We start from the raw sequence: 19735 nt of genomic DNA on the forward strand, positions 1-19735 counted from the left end.
AAAGCGTTCCTTTTTTTATTGCCGAAACTGTTAGCAATCATCATTAACTATTATACAAATAATTAATTTTTCAATAAATTTCTGCATCACTTCAAAACGCTGCATTTGAATGTGATTCCTGTATCTAGTTTTTAAAGGGTTTGTATTCAAACCCCGCCCATTCATTGCCTACATGGGATGAGAACTCCAGCATTTTCAGACGAATTCCGTGTACAATCACCGAAAGTGCGCCCATTACCAGATTGAGTGTATGGCCAAGTGCAAGCACCACAATGCCACCGATGATTCCGCCGATACCGCTTTCCATCATCCCTTCGGCCATATCGTTAAAGCTTCTGGCAATTTCAATGGATGCCAACCCCACTGCGAAAAGTCGGATATAGGAGATAATGTCAGCGAAAGCACTCACACCGTCCAGGGCAATATTGATGAAATTCCCCAAACCTCTGGCAATTCCTTTGAAAAATCCGTCGCCTTCCTGGGCGGAGAAAATGAAGACCGCCCCGATACCGCCTCCGATCAAATACATTGACCAATCAGGAACCGGATAGCGTTCAACGCTGATCACAACATTGAGAACCAGGAAGAACAGACCGATGATGGCCGTGAGCCATCCCAGATCCGCAATGGCGTGAATTCTGGGCCGTTCCTGTATTTTCTTTGAAAACGCCAGCAGATGGGCCAGTAACAGATGCACCAGGGCAATGACGAAACAGATCAGCTGGATCATCTGGGTAACCGCCTGGGAGTTCTCGACATCAAAACTGTCCAGGGCTGGAATTACCAGCTGATTCAGCACGGGAAGATCGGCAATGGGTCCGTAACCGAACCAGTTTCCCGTGACAGCTCCCCAGGCAACGGTTGCAAAACTCAATACATTGAACAGAATCAGTCCGTCGGGAACCTTACCGGTTTTCGCCTTGGATGAAATGCTCAGAAACACCGCAGCTACGGCCAGAATGGCTCCGTATCCCGCATCTCCGATAATCATGGCTACGAAGATGGTGAAGAACAGGAGAAACCAGAATGATATATCCAGTTCCTTGTAACCGGGCGTCGTTCCCATAAAGTTGAAGATGGGCTTGATTATTCCCACTGCCCGTGGGTTATCGGTGAGGGTGGGTACATTATCGTCTGATGCGGGATCCTGGATCACCAGCCCCAGTCCTTCCTTCGAGGCAAATGATTTCAGTTCACCGGTTTGCTTCTCGGGAATAAATCCTTCGATTTCCGTGATCAGCTGAAGCTCTTCATAGTCCTCCAGACTGGCCTCCACGGCTGCGAATTCCTGCTCAGCTTCAAGCAGTTTCAGTCCCTTTTCCAGCTGTTTGCGTTCGGTCTGAAAAGATTGAATGCTGGTTCTCATACGTTCCGCTCCCGCCAGGGCTTCATCCCGACGTTTCATCAGCTTTGAAAGGGAATCCTCCGGAAGGCGAAGGGCTTCATACTGAAAGTCCCCCTCTGCTTCTTCCGGGTTATCAAGAAACATTACCCGCTTTATATCCTTTTCCGAGGGAAGCAGAATATAGCGCAGATCTACTGGTATTTTTCGAAAATGATCCTTGTTTAACTGTGCAGGGAAAAGATAAGTGCTATCTCCCAAATCCTGGTCGAAAAGCAGAGGGTCAAAATCCCCCCAGGGTTCGATTCTGTCTATCTCTTTTTGAAGTCGGCCGGCCTCATCTTCAAAGCCTTTCATTTCATCCGCTGTTTCCAGCACCTTTTCTGCAATTTCCTCCACAGAATCCAGGTCTGCATAGGGATCCGAGGGAACTGAAGCATTTTTATCCTCGGGAATGGTCAGGTATGCCCTTTGCCAGCGCTGATGTTTTTCCCTGAGAGCCTCAAGATCCTGGCTCTGAGCCGTCCGGGTCTCGATATGGAGGGTTCCCAGTGTCCCGAGAGCCGCCGTAACCTCTTTCTTTCTATGAGAAAGTGCCAGGACGCGGACTTTTTTCATGGGTACGATCACTGCCTGCCCCCCTTCACAACCTTGCCTTTGGCCATTTTACCCCGGACAACCGCAGCAGTCTGCTGGTCGCCCAGATAAATCTGAATGCTTCTGATATTCTCTTTGGTCTCGGGTATTTTGATCTTTTCAAATAGATTCACCCGCTGCGATGTAACCCTCAGCTCTTCGGCTATGAGACGATACTGTTCTTTCAGTACTTCCAGTTCTGCATCCAGACTGAGTATCTTTTTTAATGTCTCCAGCGCCTGATCCACCCACAGGGGGATGGTGAAGATATCGTATTCCGAGATTTCAAATTCCAGCTTATCGAACACCGGAATATCAATCCCGGCAATATTCCCCACGGATGTCTTCATTTCCTTCACATGAATGAAGGAAGGAAGATCCTGATGGTCGGAGAATATGGCGATCCACTGATCAATGGCCTGCTGAAGTTCATCTCTCTGTTTCTCTATCTCCGTCTGTTTCTGCTGAATCTGACGAAGAACCAGCTGCAGCTGCTGTTTCTTCAGCTGCAGCGTGGGAAGATATCGCTGAAAGCGCTTGAGGGCATCTTTTTGTTTTTTAAGCTCGTTTTTTGTAAGCCTAACAGTTGCCATACTGCCCCTCCGGTGTAATTACACCGTTTCCTTGGCCGGCCAGAATTGTTTGATCAAATCGGTTTTCATTCCGGTCTCATTAGGTTCAAAACACTCGGCAAGAATCTCCCAGCCCAGGTCCAGGGCTTTTTCCAGGGGGATGTTCACCGAAAGATCCATCATGCGGTCTTCAAAAAGTTCACCGTATTTCAGCAGCTTTTCGTCCCAGTCCGACATACGGAAGCCCATGGATTTCTTTTCCAGAGATTCCTTGTAGCTGGCGTAGAGGGTGATCATGGAGTCCATAATCGCCCGGTGATCCTCCCGGGTGTCCTTGTTCACCATCTGCTTGAGACGGCTGAGGGAACCGAACGGTTCGATCCGTCCGTTTCTCAGATAGTACTGCCCCTCGGTAATATACCCTGTGTTGTCGGGAATGGGATGGGTTACATCGTCCCCGGGCATGGTGGTAACTCCCAGTGAAGTGATGGAACCGGCTCCTTCAAAGTCAACGGCCTTTTCATACCGGCTTGCCAGCTGGGAGTACAGGTCCCCGGGATACCCGCGGTTTGACGGTACCTGCTCCATGGTAATCGCAATTTCCTTCATGGCGTCGGCGAAGTTGGTCATATCCGAGAGGAGCACCAGCACCCGCTTGCCCTGAAGGGCGAACTTTTCCGCAACAGCCAGACTGATGTCCGGAACCAGCAATGCCTCAACCACCGGGTCGGCGGCGGTATGTACAAAGAAGATGGTACGGCTCAGTGCCCCGCCCTCTTCCAGAGCATCCTTGAATGCCAGATAGTCGTCGTTTTTCAGTCCGATACCCGCAAGAATAATTACATCAACCTCAGCCTGGAGTGCAATCCGTGAAAGCAGCTGATTATAGGGTTCTCCTGACACGGAAAAAATCGGAAGTTTCTGGCTTTCAACAAGGGTGTTGAACACATCGATCATGGGAATCCCTGTCCGGATCATATTCCGGGGAATAATACGCATGGCCGGGTTTACCGACGGTCCCCCGATCTCAATCATGTTCTCTTCCAGGGAAGGACCTCCGTCCTTGGGACGGCCGGAGCCGTCAAAAATACGGCCCAGCAGGTTATCGCTGAAAGATACCTGCATGGGGTGTCCCATGAATCTCACCTCGTCTCCGGTTGAGATCCCTCTGGCTCCGGTGAACACCTGAAGACTGACCTTTTCCCGGTTCAGGCGGATTACCTGGGCCAGAGAAGACCCGTGGGGCGAAGTAACCATTGCCAGGTCATCGTATCGTACCCCCTCCGCAGAGACGGTGATAACGTTTCCTTCTATTGATTCGATTTTGCTATATACTTTTCGCATCTGAGCTCTCCCTTACCGTGCCTCTGCCATGATCTTCTCAGCGCCATGAACCACACCCGTTTTATGCCGGGCGATCAGATCCCTGATAGTCTTTTCAAGCTTCTTGAAATCTTCACCCATCCATTCGGAACCGTTAAAATCCTTGAAGTTCTGACGGAGATCGTTGAAATAGTCCCGAGCGTCTTTCTGGCTGGAAAGATCGAAAGATGCGGTGATGATATCCAGTAAGATGCTGAAAATGTATTCCTGACGTTCCTTGCTTACCGAAGCGTCTACGGGATCAAAGCTGTCCTGCTGAAGATATACGGCATCGATAAATTCACTTTTCAGATATACAAGATAGTCTTCCAGGCTGGTTCCTTCTTCACCCACAACCTTCATCATCTGTCCCACTTCGTTACCCCGGAAGAGTACCGAACGGGCGTACTCGGTCTTTGCGGAGTCGATTGCCCCCTCGTATTTACTCCAGCTGTCCAGGGGATGAATGGAGGGGTACTTTCGGGCGTTGGCCCGGTCCCTGCTGAGACCGTGAAAGGCGCCCACAACCTTGAGTGTAGCCTGGGTCACAGGTTCTTCGAAGTTACCCCCTGCAGGGCTTACCGTACCGCCGATTGTAACCGAACCGGTTGATCCGTCATTCAGTCGGACCAGACCGGCCCGCTCATAGAAGGAGGCGATTACCGACTCCAGATATGCGGGGAAGGCTTCCTCGCCGGGAATCTCTTCAAGGCGTCCTGACATCTCGCGCATGGCCTGAGCCCAGCGGCTGGTTGAATCAGCCAGCAGGAGAATGTTCAGTCCCATCTGACGGTAGTATTCGGCAATGGTCACCGCTGTGTACACCGAGGCTTCCCGGGCGGCCACAGGCATGGATGATGTATTACAGATGATTACTGTACGCTCCATGAGGGTCTTGCCGGTACGGGGGTCGATCAGTTCGGGAAACTCTTTCAGGGTTTCCACCACCTCGCCGGCCCGTTCGCCGCACGCTGCCACGATTACAATATCAACTTCTGCGTTCCGGCTCATCACCTGCTGGAGTACGGTTTTCCCCGCTCCGAAGGGGCCGGGAACACAGAAGGTACCGCCCCGCGCCACCGGCAGGAAGGTGTCGATAATCCGCACCTTGGTAATAAGCTGTTCAGTCGGTTTCAGCCGCTCTTCGTAATTGGTGATGGCCCGCTTTACCGGCCATTCGAACATCATGCTCACTTTATGAATATCGCCCTTGCTGTCTTCCAGTTCGGCGATGGTTTGTTCAACCGTGTACTCGCCTTCTGAAGCGATGGATTTAACCGTGTACTCATCGGGGAGATTAAAGGGCACCATGATGCGGTGCTGGAAAATTCCTTCGGGTACCGTTCCCAGGGTATCCGCCCTGGATACATGATCCCCCGTCTTGGCTGAGGGAGTGAACTTCCATTTTGTTTCCCGGTCAAGAGCGTTAAGGTACACTCCCCGGTCCAGGAAGAATCCGCACTGATCCGCAAGCTGCGGCAGAGGATTCTGCAGCCCGTCATATACCTGCTTGAGCAGCCCGGGCCCCAGTTCCACGGCGAGCATTTCTCCGCTGAACTCAACCTGATCGTCCACACCGATGCCCCGGGTCATTTCGAAAACCTGGAGTTCCACCTGGCTGCCCCGGATGCGGATTACTTCGGATTTCAGCCGTTTATCTCCAACCAGGATATATCCAACTTCGTTAAGCGCGACGTCACCGTCCACTTCAACGGATACCATATTACCGTTTACACCGATGACCTTTCCTGATGTTTTTGTCATGCCTGTACTCCATTATCGTTCTGAATTTCCTGCATCTGAGATCGGACCTTCTGGTAATGGCCGTCGAACTCTTCTCTTCCGGTTTCTTTGGTGAGACTGTTTCTCCGCAAAAGAATCTGCAGACGCAGATAATATACAATCATCTGCTGAACATTAAAAAACTGGCCGATTTCCAGTTCATCCAGAAACTGCCAGCGAAGTCTGTCCAGTATTTCATCAGCTTTCAGGGGTGTGGGCGCCTGAACTGCAGCCCTTACCTGTTCGCTGAGTCCGCTCACTGCGGTGTGATCATCCCCTGTGTTGTCACTGTGGATATAATCCTGGGGATCGCGCTGGAGGTTCTGACTGCGCTGCTTCACCAGCTCATTGCGCAATCCGGTCTCAAAACGCTGATATCTGTCCAGGAGGGGGTGGAGACCCGGCGCATCCGGTTCGAGAGTGATCCGGGTGAGAATTTCAAGATCACTTTCAGTCCCCCACTGCCTGCAGATATCCAGGAACTCTTCTCTGCCGGGCACATCCTCTGTTTCAAATGTGAGATACGGCAGACTCGCCACAGCATAGTAGTAGGAACCCATGGATTACCTCCTTACTGCTGTACGCGGATCAATTCGGAAATGCTCTGACTGAGATAGTTTTTAATCACCTCGGCTATGCTTTCTTCAGAGAAATCGTAATACGCCTTGCCGTCCTTTTCTTTGAGAATGAAACCGCCGGTAAGGCCTTTTCCAACCTTCAGCTCCAGACCGGACTTGAACTGTTCACCCAGTTTCGCCTTCAGCTGGGTTTCAAGAACCTTCATTTCCTTCTGGGGAATCTCGATTTCACCGGTAATCTTGAACGATTTCACCACGGTGCTTACTGCATCCGCAAGTTTATCTCCGGAAAAATTCTCAGCGATTGCCTCTTCCACAATGCGGTCGAATGAATTCTGCAATGCCTTCTGCACGGTAATGAGAATATCCCGTCCCGCCTGACTGACGGCCGACTTGGCAGATGACTCGAACTGCCGGGCTTCCGCCTCGGCCCGTTCCTTGTACTGGTCGGCTTCTTTCCGTGCGGTGGCAATGATTGAATCCGCTTCGGCCTTAGCCTTGGCGATAATCTCGTCCGCTTCCTTTCTGGCGTTTTCAACACCCTCTTTTTTAATCGTGTTCAGGAGATCCTGTACCTGTACTTCCATTCTTTCCCCCGGATAATATTCGAGATTTAATAGTCTACCTAAATTGTAGGAGATTATTATTACTGCAACAAGCTATTATGTAAATAATTTTTTATCGAAATACTTATATTTATCCTCTTAACGGATAATATCATATAAGTTAATTCACATTATAATATAAATTTTACCGGATACAGAGCACACCCTGGAATTCACAGGTATGCTACATGGCTCCCAGGTTGAAGTTGCCCACAATTTTCAGCCCTCTGAGATCCCGCTTCACCTCAAGCTCCCGTTCGGGAAAATGGACCGGTATTTTTTCATTCAGGATTCTCTGCAGGTCATCTTCTATCCTGCGGCGCTGTTCATCGTCCAGCTTTGAGATGGTGGAAATCTGAAGGTCCACCACGTAGCCCCGGCCGTACTCACTTCCGTACCCGGGGGTGAACTGAGGCCCCACATTGAAAACCCCGTCGTGAGCCTTGTTGGAAGTGGTTCCCCGCTCCGGCCTGTTGGGATGAATTCGGAGTTTCTCACCGTAGCTGTCCTCGAGATAATCATCCACCTCGTCGAACATCACCTTCATTCGTTTATTGAACTCGTTCATTTTCGGGTGATACATTCCGCCTCCGCAGGAACCCAGGCTGCTGCCGATATGGCAGTACAGCTGTGTGTTCTGTCTGTATTTGCATCTGTATGGTAGCCGAAGGCCCATGAATGTTTCAAGGCGCTTCAGAGATACACATAGGATTTCCCGAACCCGCCGTCCTCGGGGGGTGCAAATTGAATGCTTTGAATTTCATAGTTGGACTTGATGAATTCATGCACGCCGTTCTGCAGCACACCGGTACCCTTCCCGTGAATTACGGCCACGAAGTTCATCCCCTGGACTGTTGCTCCGTCCATGAAGCGTTCCAGTTCTTTCAGCGCATCCTCAAGGCGTCGGCCCCGGATATCCAGGGTAAGGGAAGGCTGAATGCTCCCGGACTGATCTTTTCCGGAGGACTGCCTGCCTCCCGACGCTGTATCGCCGCCGCCCTTATCGTATTCAACATGCACCCGGCCGCCTGCCCCCCCTGAGTCGGCTGCCTGCACCAGTTCCAGATCCTTCTCCTGCACGGTCATCTTCATGCTGCCGGCAAGGATAACCCAGCTGTTCTTTTTCTTTCCCGCTTCAACAATACGGGCGGGTTTGGCACTGCCCCGGTAACGCACCGTGGCGCCGGGCTGAAAAACCTGTGATCGGCCGCTTCGGTACTTTCGGGCTTCATACCGGGCTTCCTGCTCGTCAATATTTTTTTCAACCTCTTCTTTGTGTTGCCGGGAAATTTCAGAGAGAAGTTCACGGCTCCGCCGGATCTCTTCTGATGAATCGGAGGATGCTCCGGTCTCCCCTGGGGTCTTTTCTGCGGTTTTCAGAGCGGCTTTTTCTGCGGCCCGGAGCTGTTGAAGAAGGGATTCTATCTCCTTCCGGGACTCCTGGATGAAGCCGCCGTGCTCCCGAAGTTTTTCTTCCTTTACCCGGAGCTCCCGTTCCCGCAGGGCCTGGTAGCGACGGCCGTACTCATCCTCCGCATTTTTCAGGTCGGCGCTGCGCTTTTGCAGCTGATTCTCCAGCTCTCTCAGCTCATGCTGACGGCTGCGCAGATCCTCGATCAGCTCCTGCATTCTGAGTCCGTCATCGCTGCTGTACTCCCTGGCCCGCTGAAGAATCTTTGCATCCATACCCACCCGGGCGGCGATGTCCAGGGCATGGGATTCCCCTGGAACCCCGGAGACAATATTGTAGGTCGGCTCAAGACTCTCACCGTCGAACTCCACCGAAGCATTCTCCATTCCTTCCCGGGTGAAGGCATGGGCTTTCAGTGCATCGTGGTGGGTGGTCACCATGGCGTAGACACCGGTGGTTGAAAGATGCTCCATTACCGCCATGGAAAGGGCCGATCCCTCGGAAGGATTGGTTCCGCTTCCCAGTTCATCCAGGAGAATGAGCGCATTATCCTTTGCGCCCTGAAGCACGGCGCTGAGGTTCTTCAAATGTGCCGAAAATGTGGAGAGTCCTGCATCGATGGACTGCTCATCGCCGATATCAACCAGAATATCACTGAAAAGGGGCAGCCGGCTTCCCTCAGCCGCCGGAATCTCCATTCCGCTTTGATGCATGAGCGTCAGCAGCCCCAGGGTCTTCATGCTCACCGTCTTCCCGCCGGTGTTGGGACCCGAGAGCACCAGAATCCGGGTGCCGGCCTTCATCTCAATGGTTATGGGTACCGCGTTTCCCCCAAGGGACGGGTGACGTGCATTCCTGAGGCTGATGCCTCTTTCAGCAATCTCGGGACTGATTCCCCGCTGGGAAATGCTCAGACGGGAGCGCATCTGCAGGGAGTCGAAACGGAGCATCCGGGTCTGAAACAATTCCAGTTCGCTTCGATAATCCCGCAGAGCTGCGCTGCATTCCCTGAGTATTCGATGAACCTCCATCTGGTATTCGCTTTTGGCCTCGCTGAGGGCATTGTTTTCTTCAAGCAGTTTCTGGGGTTCTATGTATATGGTCTGGCCGGAATTTGAGCTGCCGTGGATCAGTCCATCCACTTTTCCCCGGTGATCACTCTTCAGCGCCAGGACCACCCGTCCGTCCCGTTGTGCAATTTCATCGCTGCTCCAAATGTCCTTCTGACCGGAAATGAACCCCCTGGCTGTTTCCTGAATACTGCCGTGGATCTTCTGAATCCGTCCCACAATCTTCCTGAGAGCGGGAATTTCATCCTCCCTGAAGCGGCCTGAGGAATCGAAATATGGAGACAGAATCTTCAGCAGCTCTCTGGGATGGCTCAGATCCTGACGAAATTCCTTCAGCCGTGCATATTCCCCCGGCTCCATCACATCTTCCGCCTCGTCCTGATTAAGCCAGTGATGCACGGATGCGAAGGAATTGATGAGAATCATCAGTCTGGAAAGCTGCTCCATTTCCAGAACCATCCCCTCCTTACCCAGAAGAGGCAGAATATCATCCACAGTTGAAAGATCCTGAAGACCGTGGGCCTGAAGACTCTGGATTTTCCGGATTGCCCGGATCAGCTCAAGTTCCGCTGTGAGCTCATCTGCCCGGGTGAAAAACGGAAACTCCGCCCGGACGGGGTTGAATATACTGTAATTTCTGCAGATCCGGATAATCCTGTCAAATTCAAGAATTTCAATGCTGTGCTGATTCATAGTTTATTGTAGTTCCAATCTTTGCTTTTCCGTGCGCTCTCTTCCATAACAATCAGACTGTTCAGATAGGAATCGTAGCGGTCCTCAAGTATTTTCCCCTGGGCCACTGCGTCCTTTACCGCACAATCGGGTTCGTGGACGTGGCGGCATGAGCGTATGCCGCAGCGTTCCGCAAAGGGGATAAAATCGATGAAATAGAACCCCAGATCTTCCGGAGGTATGCCGTAAAGATCCAGCTCCCGGATTCCCGGGGTATCAATAATCCAGCCCCTGTGGCCCGGTCGGGGATAGGCCTTGGCAAGCACGGTGGTGTGCCTCCCCCGGTTATATTTCATATTGATATCGCCTACGCGGATATCCTGTTCAGGAAATATAGCCTGCAAAAGAGAGGATTTGCCAACCCCTGACTGCCCCAGCAGAAGAATTTCCTTATTCACCCACTGATCAAGCAGATGATCGACGCCCACCCCCTCCTTTACGGAGATGAGTGAAACTTCATATCCTATCTGCCGATAATACGCCGCCCGCTCTTCGAGCTCATCGTCGATCCCCTGATCCGCCTTATTGATCACAATTCGCATGGTAAGACGGTTGTATTCCCCAAGGGCAAGAGCTCTGTCGACGAAGCGGGGGCGGAACGGCGGACTCTGGACTGAGCTGAGGACGCACATCTCGTCAATATTGGCGGCTATGCACTGATCCTGTTTGCGCTTTTTATTCCATCTGCTAAGTTCGTTTTTTCTGTCCACCCTGCCGATAATCATGGCGGACGGATGTGAATCCTCCGGCCCTCCCACGGCTTCGTACACCACCCGGTCCCCGGGCGCCAGAGGATTATACTGTGTTGTTCCGGTATTCAGCTTTTTGCCTTTAATTCGGGCTTCGTACACCCGGTCATCCCCGGCATCGGCGATGGAAAAAATATTGTTGGCGCCCCAGAGTACAACGGCAATCTTATCCGAACTATTATCTGACATTGATCACATCCTGAAAATGGCTGCAGAAATGGCCGGCTATATCCTTATAGTAATTCAGCCGCTCTGCTGAGGTGATATAAAATCTGCTGCGGTCTGCCAGGGCAGAACAGTCGGGCTCAGGCATGATCGATTGAAGACGGGGAAAACTGTCCAGACTCAGGCCGTTGATTACACGGACAATCTGCCGGGTAATGCCCTCCCGGGAATCCACCAGCCGGATATTCCCCTTCCAATGGGATTGCAGCAGTTCTTCCAGATGAATGAAGTGTGTGCAGCCCAGCACCACCGTATCAATTTTATCGTCTGAGAAGGCCTGTGCAATCGCCTTCAAATGACCGTTTACATCGATCCGGAAAAAGTCATGTTCGATTCCTTCTATGAGCTCCGTTGCGGCAATTTTCTGAAGCCGGAGATCCCCAGCGTACTCCCGGATCAGGTCTTTAAGATAGGGATCCTGAAGGGTCTGACTGGTTGCCATAATCCCCACCCGGCGGTTTGCGCTGATCAGTGCTGCGGGCTTGATTGCCGGAACGGTACCGATAAACGGTTTGGCGAACCGGCTTCGGAGATGCTCAAGGGCCACCACACTTGCGGTATTGCATGCCAGAACATAGATGTCGGGGCGGTAGTGATTCTCGATGTATTCAACCAGCTGCTCAAGCCGCTGTATTAACAGTCCAGGTTTTCGTACTCCATAGGGGAAAAATGCCGTATCGGCAAAATACTGTGTGTTGATACCCGGGATATGCCGCAAAGCATGCTGCATGTAGGGAATACCGCCGATTCCCGAGTCAATAAACGCAATCAATTTCATGAATGTAGAGAATATAGCATGCTTCGGTCCTGAAGGTCATGAAAAATCACAGGTCATCGGAAAACAGACTGTTGAAGGCATCCCTGGCTTTGGCTGCGGCGTCTTCACCCCCGCCCTTTTCCGGAGAGCCGGTTCCCGGTGAAGCTCTTCGTGGGGAAAAGTAATCACAGAAGTTATTACGCTCCTTGTCACGAACCTCTTCGGGAATTTGTTCCCTGCAGTCCCAATGGGATCCGGGGCTGTAGAATTTGCAGTTTTTGCAGACTCGTACATCGGCGTCGCATGAGGCACAGGTCTCATTCCGGGAGACAGGAAGGGTGATGGTAAGCGGAGCTTTACAGCGGAAACATTGACTTTCCATGCTTTAATTATATTGATTTCTTTTTTTAACTGCACTAGTCTGGACCCATGTATACACGGAAAACCTGCAGTTCTCCCGGCTGCAGCGCACGGACTCTCCCCAACAGCGAACTATGCCTTGAACATCATGAAGACGGTGAGACGCTGAACGCCATGGCCGGAGATTACATCAGGGAAACAACTCTTATCAGGGATTTCTTTTTTCCCGGCCTGAGAATTGCAAATGCCGATCTGCGGTCGAAACAAATCATCAACTGCGATCTCAGTTACGGCTACTATGAGAACTGCAGCTTTGAATCTTCAGTGTTTCAGTTTGCGGTGTTGAATCATTCCCATTTCGTTAATTGCAGCTTCAAAAATATCAGAGCCATTGAGTGTGTATTCGCCTGCTCATCGTTTAAAGACTGCAGCTTTGACGGTTCTGATCTGGTTCAGAATAACTTCAACGGCTGCGCTCTGATCAATACGTCGTTCAGCGGTTCAGATCTCATGTATTCCCGGTTTATCAACTGCAACATCCATTTTACCGACTATGAAGATTGCAATGTGAAGGGAGTGATGTTTCCCGGAAGTCAGCTGAAGGAAGTCAGCTTCAAGTACTCCAATCGAGAGGATGCGATATTCGAATATGAGCACTGACCACCCAAACCGGACAGAGCGGGATTATTCCCGGCTGTTCCAGTCCAACGATCTCCAGCTCTACACCTATTTCAGCTCCGACACCATGATGAACACCTATGTTGTATGGCACAAAGACAGAAGGGAAGCCATGCTCATTGATCCGGTGGTACTGGACAGCGGACTTTTTGAGATTCTTGAAGGCAACAACCTGGAGGTTACAGCGGTTCTTCTCACCCACCATGACGAGAAGCATTTCAGCGCCGTAAAAACCATTCCCAAAATCTATCATCATGCAGTATTTTACGGCGGCGGTGATTCGATATTTCACATTGATGTGGAAAATGTAAAGGAAACCCCGCGATTCCATGTGGCGGGGTTTGCGGTGGACCCCATATTCCTGCCGGGGCATTACAGCGATTCCCTCATGTATCTGTTGAACGGACTGCTGTTCACCGGGGACATTCTCAGCGCCGGTAATCTGGTGCTTGCCGATGACAGCTACGGGCGGGCACTGATGGCCCAGTGTATCCGGGAATCGGTGTACAGTCTCACGGACCACAGCCTGATTCTCCCCCTCTACGGTCCCCCCAGTACGGTGGCCATCGAAAAAGAAACAAATATCATTATTCAGGATCTCCTGGATTAACCGCTGGGGAATCCGGGGAGATCATTGAAATTCAACGGTCTGTTTCAGCCAGACGTATATTCAGCCCGCAGGCTTCGGATGTCTTGATCATATCTTCTGGGATATCTGCGGTGAACAAGCGGGGGGTATCTTCGCCGGGAAGCAGAATCCGGAGAGACCGGGCGTGGAGCATCAGCGGATGAGTGTAGCGCTTCCGGTTATAGAGGGGGTCCCCGGCGATTGGATGCCCGATGTGCTGCATGTGCACCCTCAACTGGTGGGTCCTGCCGCTGTGTGGGCTGAGGGCCACAAGGGATGTACCGGTCTCCCGGTTCTGATCCAGGACCCGGTAGCTGGTATGGGCGGCCTTCCCCTGGCTATCATCATGACAGAACAGGATCCGCTGCCGGTCCCGCCGCCTGATATACCCCTTGATATCACCCTGAAGAGGACCGGAAAACACTCCTTCAACTATGGCCGTATACTGTTTTCGGGTTTCCCGGTTTCTGAACTGGGAAGATAGATGCTCCAGGGCACTGCTGTTTTTCGCCAGGATGATCACCCCCGAGGTGTCTTTGTCCAGACGGTGCACAATACCCGGGCGGAACTCGCCATCCCCGGCGGACCCCGGCGGCCCGGACTTCTCTCCCCCGGGGGAGCTTTTCATCTGATTGCTGTTGCTCTGAGGATTGTTGATCGGGTCACTGTTGCTCTGGGCACTGTTGATCTGGGTGGGGCCGAGCCGGGAACCATGGAGACAGTGGTGGAGAAATCCGTTCACCAGGGTTCCGTCCGGATTTCCGGCACCGGGGTGGACCACCAGCCCACGGGGCTTGTTTACCACAAGCACATCAGCATTCTCAAATATGACATTCAATTCCATGGCCTGGGGCTCCAGAGATACCTGCACCTCCGGCAGATAGTCGATACAGAGCAGATCACCGGCTTTTACGCTGCTGCTGGCCTTGGCTTTTTTGCCGTTCAGGTATGCCTGGAGTACCCGCTGCTTGAACTGACTTCTGTTGAACAGCTCAAATTCCCGGGAAGCCAGACTGTCCAGTCTGGAGGCGTCCTGCTCCACACGGGTCTCAAACCGGATTGAGTCGGGTCTGCTCATGGCAGGGCCTCCGGTTCACCCCCGGTCCCCCGCTGAGGAGCGCTGCGGGTCCGGCTGCGCTCAATCAGGAGATCGATCCCCGCAAGAACCACGCTGAGGCCTGCGGCGCTGCCGAGAATGATCAACCGTTCGTTCTGCTCAAGATTCCGTTCTCCGAACAGGGTCGGCTGAAGCTCCACACTCCGCTCGTCTTCCGCCCCGTGCCGGATCACACTTGCCCCGTATCGGCCCAGATCATATGCAATATTGCTGAACAGGAAGGTAAAGGGAAATGTTCCGAAACTGATAATTTCAAAGCGCCGCAGCCGGGACAGAAAATTCGAACCGCCCTCCCCGGCCGGATTGCCGCCGTTGCTCCCTCCGCTGCCGCTGTCTACATCGGCGTGCCGTACAGAAGCCTGATACAGGGCTGGTGAGAAGAAAACCGGGTGCGCCTGTTGATGATTCATGCCTGATGTTCGCCCCAGGCCCGCTTCCTGGCCGCCTGTCACGTTCCCTGTCCGGCCCCCTGTCCAGGGCATCTGAGGCATCTGCGCAGCTGCGGCATACAGCACCCCCAGCTCCCCGGTCTGAGCGTCTGCACCGACCTGCCCCGGGATATTCCATAGAGAATCAACCTGTGCGGAAACGGCGGGGCCTTCCAGAAGCAGCGGCAGAACCACTGTGAGAAGAAGCACCGACAACATGTTCCTGAACGTTGTTATTTCCCTGGTCATCTGTACTCCCGGGAGCCGAAAATTGCGCTGCCCACCCGCACCATTGTGCTGCCTTCCTCAACGGCAATTTCGAAATCGTTGCTCATTCCCATGCTGAGGCTGTCCCAGTGAGGCAGCTGAAATCGTCGGGCAGATTCCTCAAAGTCGTTTCGCAGGGAGGCAAAAGCCCGGCGCACCGGAGCCTCGCCCTCACTCAAAAGAGGCCCGATGGTCATGAGGCCCCTGAGCCTGATGCCCGGAAGCCCTGCGGCGGTCTCCAGCAGGGCGAACAGCTCTTCGGTTGTTCTCAGGCCGAATTTGCTTTCCTGCCCTGATGTGTTCATTTCTATGCAGATATCCATGGTTTTTCCCAGGGACTCGGCCCGTGAACTGATTTTTTTCAGCAGCTTTTCGCTGTCCACGCTCTGGATCCAGCTGCACAGCCGGACGGCGTCCTTTACCTTATTTGACTGAAGATGGCCGATCATATGAAGTTCAACATCCGGGCCCGGGGGAGGATCAAATTTTTGAAGAATCTCCTGAACCCTGTTCTCCCCGAACACCCGCACCCCTCCGGAAAGGGCTTCCTGTATCAGGTCGGGGCCATGGGTTTTACTTACCGCCACAAGGGTGATCTCTTCAGGCTGTCGGCCGCAGCGGTGGGCGGCATTCATTATTCGTTCCTGTATACGGCTGTAATTGCCGGCTATGTTGTTCATCATTATACTATAGTATCAAAATACAAACACAGAGTCAGTGCCCTATTTACCATCAAGGTCCTTTTGAATAAGATGGGGCATTCATAACGTGATATAAGGCAGGTAAAGATAATGAGTACAACACTCTGGTCAGAACGGCAGGTTTCCACCTGGCGAACCAAGGTGGGGCTGGCTGAAATGCTCAAGGGCGGCGTCATCATGGATGTTATTAATGTTGAACAGGCAAAAATTGCCGAAGACGCCGGCGCCCAGGCGGTTATGGCCCTGGAACGGGTTCCCGCAGACATCCGTCAGTACGGCGGAGTGGCGCGGATGAGCGATCCCGCCATGATTGAAGAAATCAAGGCGGCTGTGTCCATTCCCGTTATGGCCAAAGCCCGCATCGGGCACTTTGCTGAAGCCCAGGTTCTTGAAGCGCTGGGCATCGATTTTATCGATGAAAGTGAAGTGCTTACCCCCGCTGACGACGAGTATCATATCTGGAAACATGATTTTAAAGCGCCCTTTGTGTGCGGATGCCGGAACCTGGGCGAAGCGCTCAGGAGGATCGGTGAAGGCGCGGCCATGATCCGGACCAAAGGTGAAGCCGGTACCGGCGACATCGTTGAAGCCGTACGTCATCTCCGTGCGGTTTCCGACGGCATGAAGAGGCTCCAGGGCTTGAGCAGGGAGCAGCTGATGACCGAAGCCAAGAATCTGGGTGCGCCTTTCGACCTGGTCTATGAAATTGCAGAAACCGGCAAGCTTCCGGTTCCCAATTTCTCCGCCGGGGGTGTTGCAACACCTGCGGATGCCGCACTCATGGTACAGCTGGGTGCAGAGGCCGTATTTGTGGGTTCAGGCATCTTCAAAAGTGGCGACCCCAAGAGACGTGCCCGGGCCATCGTGGATGCGGTAAGTTATTATAACGAACCGGCAAAGGTTCTTGAGATTTCCAGGAATCTGGGAGAACCCATGACCGGTATTAATGTCAGCGGCATGTCCGAAGACGAGAGACTGGCCAAGAGGGGCTGGTAAAGGCCCTCCCCGGGATCGCCGGGTTACTCATGAAGCCGATCCCGGGCCAGCCCGAGGATCGGCTTTTTTCTATTCAGAAACCGCTTTTCTTCGTACTCCCGGTTTCTGATCCCTCAGCACATCAACGCACAGGAAAGGTGATAGCATGAAACAGATCGGCGTACTCAGCCTTCAGGGTGGTTTTCAGCGCCACATTGATATTCTCACCCGTCTGGGAGCCAGCCCCATCGGGGTGCGGCACAGTGAAGAGCTGGAGCAATGCAGCAGCTTGATTATTCCCGGGGGGGAGAGCACCACCATCGCCATGATCATGAAGCGGAGAGGGCTGCACAATCAGATAAGCCGGAGAATCCGGGAGGGTATGCCGGTGTTCGGCACCTGTGCGGGGATGATCCTTCTCTCCCGGCATATTGACGGCAGGTCGGAACACAGTTTTGCAGCGCTGGATGCAAGCATTCTGCGGAATGCCTACGGCAGCCAGGTGCACAGCTTTGAAGCTGAAATTGATATTCAGGATGAAGACATGAGCATCCCCAATTTTCCCGCAGTATTTATCCGGGCCCCGAAAATTGAAGAGCTGGGTCCCGAAGTGACGGTCCTTGCAGAGTTTAATTCTGCTCCGGTCCTGGTGAGGCAGGGAAAGGTGCTTGCATCCAGCTTCCACCCGGAACTTACCGATGACGGAAGAATTCATGAATATTTTATGCGCATGACGGAGGAAAAATGAACCGGCGAACCAGAATCAAGCTGATTACCTACGGAGTGCTGATCGGGTTTATGCTGTTCCTTGCCCTGTTGTTTTACCTCACCACCTACTATGAATCGGAAGTATCCCTGGAAAAGGCGGCGGAACAGGCAGCCCAACAAGTCGCACAACGGTCGGCGGAAGAGACCATCCTTCCCGGCAATTTCAGCGAAGATGAACTTTTGATATATGAGGGGGATGATTTTACCGCACTCATACCCCGTTCGGCGTATTCGAAAAACCGTGAGCAGAGCACATTCGATCCCGCAGGGGTGAAGGCCGACAGAGGGTTGATGTTTTATCCTGGAGCCAAGGTTGAAGGAATTGCCTATGGGCCCCTGCTTCTCCCCCTGGCAGCCCGGGGATATCCGGTGGTCATCCTGAAATTTCCCTTTCATTTCGCAATACTTGAACAGAACGCAGGACGCAGAGCAATGCCCCGCTTCCCTTCTGTGGAAAAATGGACGCTGTCGGGACACTCCTTGGGAGGAACCGTGGCGGGCTGGGAGGCACTGGATAACCATGAACAACGGAACCAAGACAATCCGCCGGATTTTACCGTTGACAGCATGATCTACCTTGCCTCATACAGCGATGCGCGGCATGATCTCAGCGGCACTGATCTGAAGATTCTCAGCATTGCCGGGGAATCGGACGGACTCATATCCATGGAAGAAATACGGGAACGGATGCACCTATTCCCCGAAGACGCCAGACTGGTGAGCATTTACGGCGGTAATCACGCCCAATTCGGAAGCTACGGTCCCCAAGCAGGGGATGCGGCGGCGGGCATCTCCCGGGAAGCCCAGCAGGAGCGGACTGCCCGGCTGATGCTGGAGTTCCTGGAAGATCTTTGAGGATCTTTGATCAGCGGGATCGGGACATGTTGTAGTCAGTCAGCTTCTCCAGCCCCTGGCGGAGTTCGGCAACCTCTTCAGGAAGAGATGAAAGAATATCATCGATTTCCTTTCTGTACCTGAGGAGATCTGCTTCCACCTGTTCTCTGATCCCGTGGGTGTTCATCAAATCCAGCACCCATTCCTGATCAGCCGGACCGCGGTACTCCTGAAGAATTCTGTCCAGTTTTTTCCGTTGTTCATCCTTCAAGAGATCCCTCAGCAGCTGAACATAGACGGTTTTCTTGCCTTCCCGAAGATCCGAGTCATTGGGTTTTCCGGTGCTCTCGGGATTCCCGAACAGCCCCAGTTCATCATCCTTGATCTGAAAAATAATACCGATCAGTTCGCCGGTTTTTTCCAGAATTTGCCTGATATCATGGCTGCTGCCCCGAAGAAGTCCGGCCAGACTCATTGGAAGTGAAAACGTATATCGACCTGTCTTATACCTGTAGGTACGGATAATATCATCATAGCCTACCATTGAACCGTCTATCTGCCCGTGATGCACATCCTGCATCTGAGAGAGGCCCACCAGCATCAGCTCATCGGCAATAAACCGCTCCACGGACCTGACAAGGCCATCATCGGCCTCCATGGAGGCTACAATTCGCATTGCCAGGAAGGTGGCAACATCACCGGCGCATATTCCCAGGCTTTCGCCGTAATGGGCGGGATCTGTTACACCCAATGTTCTACCGTCATTCATGTACAATGCATGAATGGCTGCTTTCCCCCTGCGCAATTCATCCTGATCCATAATATCATCGTGAATCAGCAGCATGCTCTGGAGAATTTCAAGGGCGGCGGCGACATCCGTAATTGCATCAAAGGAGACCTCCCGGCCGGGGAGTAATGCATAAGTGAACGGAACAAGGCTGCCCCTTATATGCTTTCCCCTCAATGCAAAGTCCGTAAGTCGGGTGACAAGCTGGGAACTGAACGAACTGACATGGCCGAATTTTTCCAGAAACTCCCGGGTGTGGCGGGTGATTTTCCCTTCGATCTCATCCTTGCGGCTGTACAGTTCGTTCATCTACATTTCCTCTGTAAGTAATTTAATCCCATCGGGTCTGATTCCAGAGATACCGGAATATA

Annotated in this window: 20 protein-coding genes; 5 read left to right on the forward strand and 15 right to left on the reverse strand. The window is 52.6% G+C overall.

Going from position 1 to position 19735, the window contains the following annotated elements; all coding sequences use genetic code 11:
- Positions 1-124 precede the first annotated feature (124 nt).
- From L21SP2_RS08880 to L21SP2_RS08930, 11 genes are all read right to left on the reverse strand, one after another.
- A complete protein-coding gene (locus L21SP2_RS08880; RefSeq protein ID WP_024268169.1) occupies positions 125-1972 on the reverse strand; it encodes a V-type ATP synthase subunit I in 1848 nt (615 codons plus the stop codon).
- Positions 1969-2571 (reverse strand): V-type ATP synthase subunit D, encoded by a 603-nt coding sequence (locus L21SP2_RS08885; RefSeq protein WP_024268170.1) that lies wholly within the window; start codon positions 2569-2571, stop codon positions 1969-1971. Before L21SP2_RS08885 ends, L21SP2_RS08880 begins: the two co-directional genes overlap by 4 nt.
- Before the next feature lie 18 nt (positions 2572-2589).
- On the reverse strand, positions 2590-3894 hold the full coding sequence (locus tag L21SP2_RS08890; protein WP_024268171.1) for a V-type ATP synthase subunit B: 1305 nt from the start codon (positions 3892-3894) through the stop codon (positions 2590-2592).
- A 12-nt stretch (positions 3895-3906) separates the two neighbouring features.
- Entirely contained in the window at positions 3907-5676 is a 1770-nt protein-coding gene (locus tag L21SP2_RS08895; RefSeq protein ID WP_024268172.1) for a V-type ATP synthase subunit A, read from the reverse strand.
- Positions 5673-6254 carry a DUF2764 family protein gene (locus tag L21SP2_RS08900; protein WP_024268173.1) on the reverse strand — a complete coding sequence of 194 codons (582 nt, stop codon included), beginning with the start codon at positions 6252-6254 and terminating at the stop codon, positions 5673-5675. Before L21SP2_RS08900 ends, L21SP2_RS08895 begins: the two co-directional genes overlap by 4 nt.
- 11 nt (positions 6255-6265) lie before the next feature.
- Positions 6266-6859, reverse strand: a complete 594-nt coding sequence (locus L21SP2_RS08905; RefSeq protein WP_024268174.1) for a V-type ATP synthase subunit E — start codon at positions 6857-6859, stop codon at positions 6266-6268.
- Positions 6860-7061: 202 nt separating this feature from the next.
- Positions 7062-7460: a hypothetical protein gene (locus tag L21SP2_RS08910; protein ID WP_024268175.1), complete on the reverse strand. Its 399-nt coding sequence runs from the start codon at positions 7458-7460 to the stop codon at positions 7062-7064.
- Positions 7461-7570: 110 nt separating this feature from the next.
- Entirely contained in the window at positions 7571-10051 is a 2481-nt protein-coding gene (locus L21SP2_RS08915; RefSeq protein WP_024268177.1) for an endonuclease MutS2, read from the reverse strand.
- A complete protein-coding gene (gene rsgA, locus L21SP2_RS08920; RefSeq protein ID WP_024268178.1) occupies positions 10048-11028 on the reverse strand; it encodes a ribosome small subunit-dependent GTPase A in 981 nt (326 codons plus the stop codon). Before rsgA ends, L21SP2_RS08915 begins: the two co-directional genes overlap by 4 nt.
- A complete protein-coding gene (murI, locus tag L21SP2_RS08925) occupies positions 11018-11842 on the reverse strand; it encodes a glutamate racemase (RefSeq protein ID WP_024268179.1) in 825 nt (274 codons plus the stop codon). The genes rsgA and murI overlap by 11 nt, the downstream gene beginning before the upstream one ends.
- Before the next feature lie 46 nt (positions 11843-11888).
- Complete coding sequence (locus tag L21SP2_RS08930; RefSeq protein WP_024268180.1) at positions 11889-12203, reverse strand: hypothetical protein; 315 nt, start codon at positions 12201-12203, stop codon at positions 11889-11891.
- A 47-nt stretch (positions 12204-12250) separates the two neighbouring features.
- On the opposite strand from L21SP2_RS08930, the gene L21SP2_RS17185 reads away from it, so the two are divergent.
- Both L21SP2_RS17185 and L21SP2_RS08940 read left to right on the forward strand, forming a co-directional pair.
- Positions 12251-12841 (forward strand): pentapeptide repeat-containing protein, encoded by a 591-nt coding sequence (locus tag L21SP2_RS17185; protein ID WP_024268181.1) that lies wholly within the window; start codon positions 12251-12253, stop codon positions 12839-12841.
- A complete protein-coding gene (locus tag L21SP2_RS08940; RefSeq protein ID WP_024268182.1) occupies positions 12831-13469 on the forward strand; it encodes an MBL fold metallo-hydrolase in 639 nt (212 codons plus the stop codon). The genes L21SP2_RS17185 and L21SP2_RS08940 overlap by 11 nt, the downstream gene beginning before the upstream one ends.
- A 31-nt stretch (positions 13470-13500) precedes the next feature.
- Here L21SP2_RS08940 and L21SP2_RS08945 read toward each other — a convergent pair whose 3' ends face one another.
- Genes L21SP2_RS08945 through L21SP2_RS08955 form a run of 3 tightly spaced genes read right to left on the reverse strand, consistent with a single transcriptional unit; the run spans position 13501 to position 15982 of the window.
- Positions 13501-14565: an RluA family pseudouridine synthase gene (locus L21SP2_RS08945; RefSeq protein WP_024268183.1), complete on the reverse strand. Its 1065-nt coding sequence runs from the start codon at positions 14563-14565 to the stop codon at positions 13501-13503.
- A complete protein-coding gene (locus L21SP2_RS08950; protein ID WP_024268184.1) occupies positions 14562-15281 on the reverse strand; it encodes a hypothetical protein in 720 nt (239 codons plus the stop codon). The genes L21SP2_RS08945 and L21SP2_RS08950 overlap by 4 nt, the downstream gene beginning before the upstream one ends.
- Positions 15278-15982 (reverse strand): YggS family pyridoxal phosphate-dependent enzyme, encoded by a 705-nt coding sequence (locus L21SP2_RS08955; RefSeq protein WP_024268185.1) that lies wholly within the window; start codon positions 15980-15982, stop codon positions 15278-15280. Before L21SP2_RS08955 ends, L21SP2_RS08950 begins: the two co-directional genes overlap by 4 nt.
- Before the next feature lie 108 nt (positions 15983-16090).
- Between L21SP2_RS08955 and pdxS the strand changes: the two genes are divergently transcribed.
- The 3 genes from pdxS to L21SP2_RS17190 all read left to right on the forward strand — a co-directional run bounded on the left by pdxS (position 16091) and on the right by L21SP2_RS17190 (position 18598).
- Entirely contained in the window at positions 16091-16996 is a 906-nt protein-coding gene (gene pdxS / locus L21SP2_RS08960; RefSeq protein WP_024268186.1) for a pyridoxal 5'-phosphate synthase lyase subunit PdxS, read from the forward strand.
- 145 nt (positions 16997-17141) lie between these two features.
- Positions 17142-17723, forward strand: a complete 582-nt coding sequence (gene pdxT, locus L21SP2_RS08965) for a pyridoxal 5'-phosphate synthase glutaminase subunit PdxT (protein WP_024268188.1) — start codon at positions 17142-17144, stop codon at positions 17721-17723.
- Positions 17720-18598 (forward strand): alpha/beta hydrolase, encoded by an 879-nt coding sequence (locus tag L21SP2_RS17190; protein WP_024268189.1) that lies wholly within the window; start codon positions 17720-17722, stop codon positions 18596-18598. Before pdxT ends, L21SP2_RS17190 begins: the two co-directional genes overlap by 4 nt.
- A 10-nt stretch (positions 18599-18608) precedes the next feature.
- Here the strand turns inward: L21SP2_RS17190 and L21SP2_RS08975 are convergent, their stop codons facing one another.
- Entirely contained in the window at positions 18609-19673 is a 1065-nt protein-coding gene (locus L21SP2_RS08975; RefSeq protein ID WP_024268190.1) for a polyprenyl synthetase family protein, read from the reverse strand.
- Between the last annotated feature and the right edge of the window lie 62 nt (positions 19674-19735).

It is taken from the genome of Salinispira pacifica (assembly GCF_000507245.1).
In the GTDB taxonomy this organism is placed as follows: Bacteria; Spirochaetota; Spirochaetia; order DSM-27196; family Salinispiraceae; genus Salinispira; species Salinispira pacifica.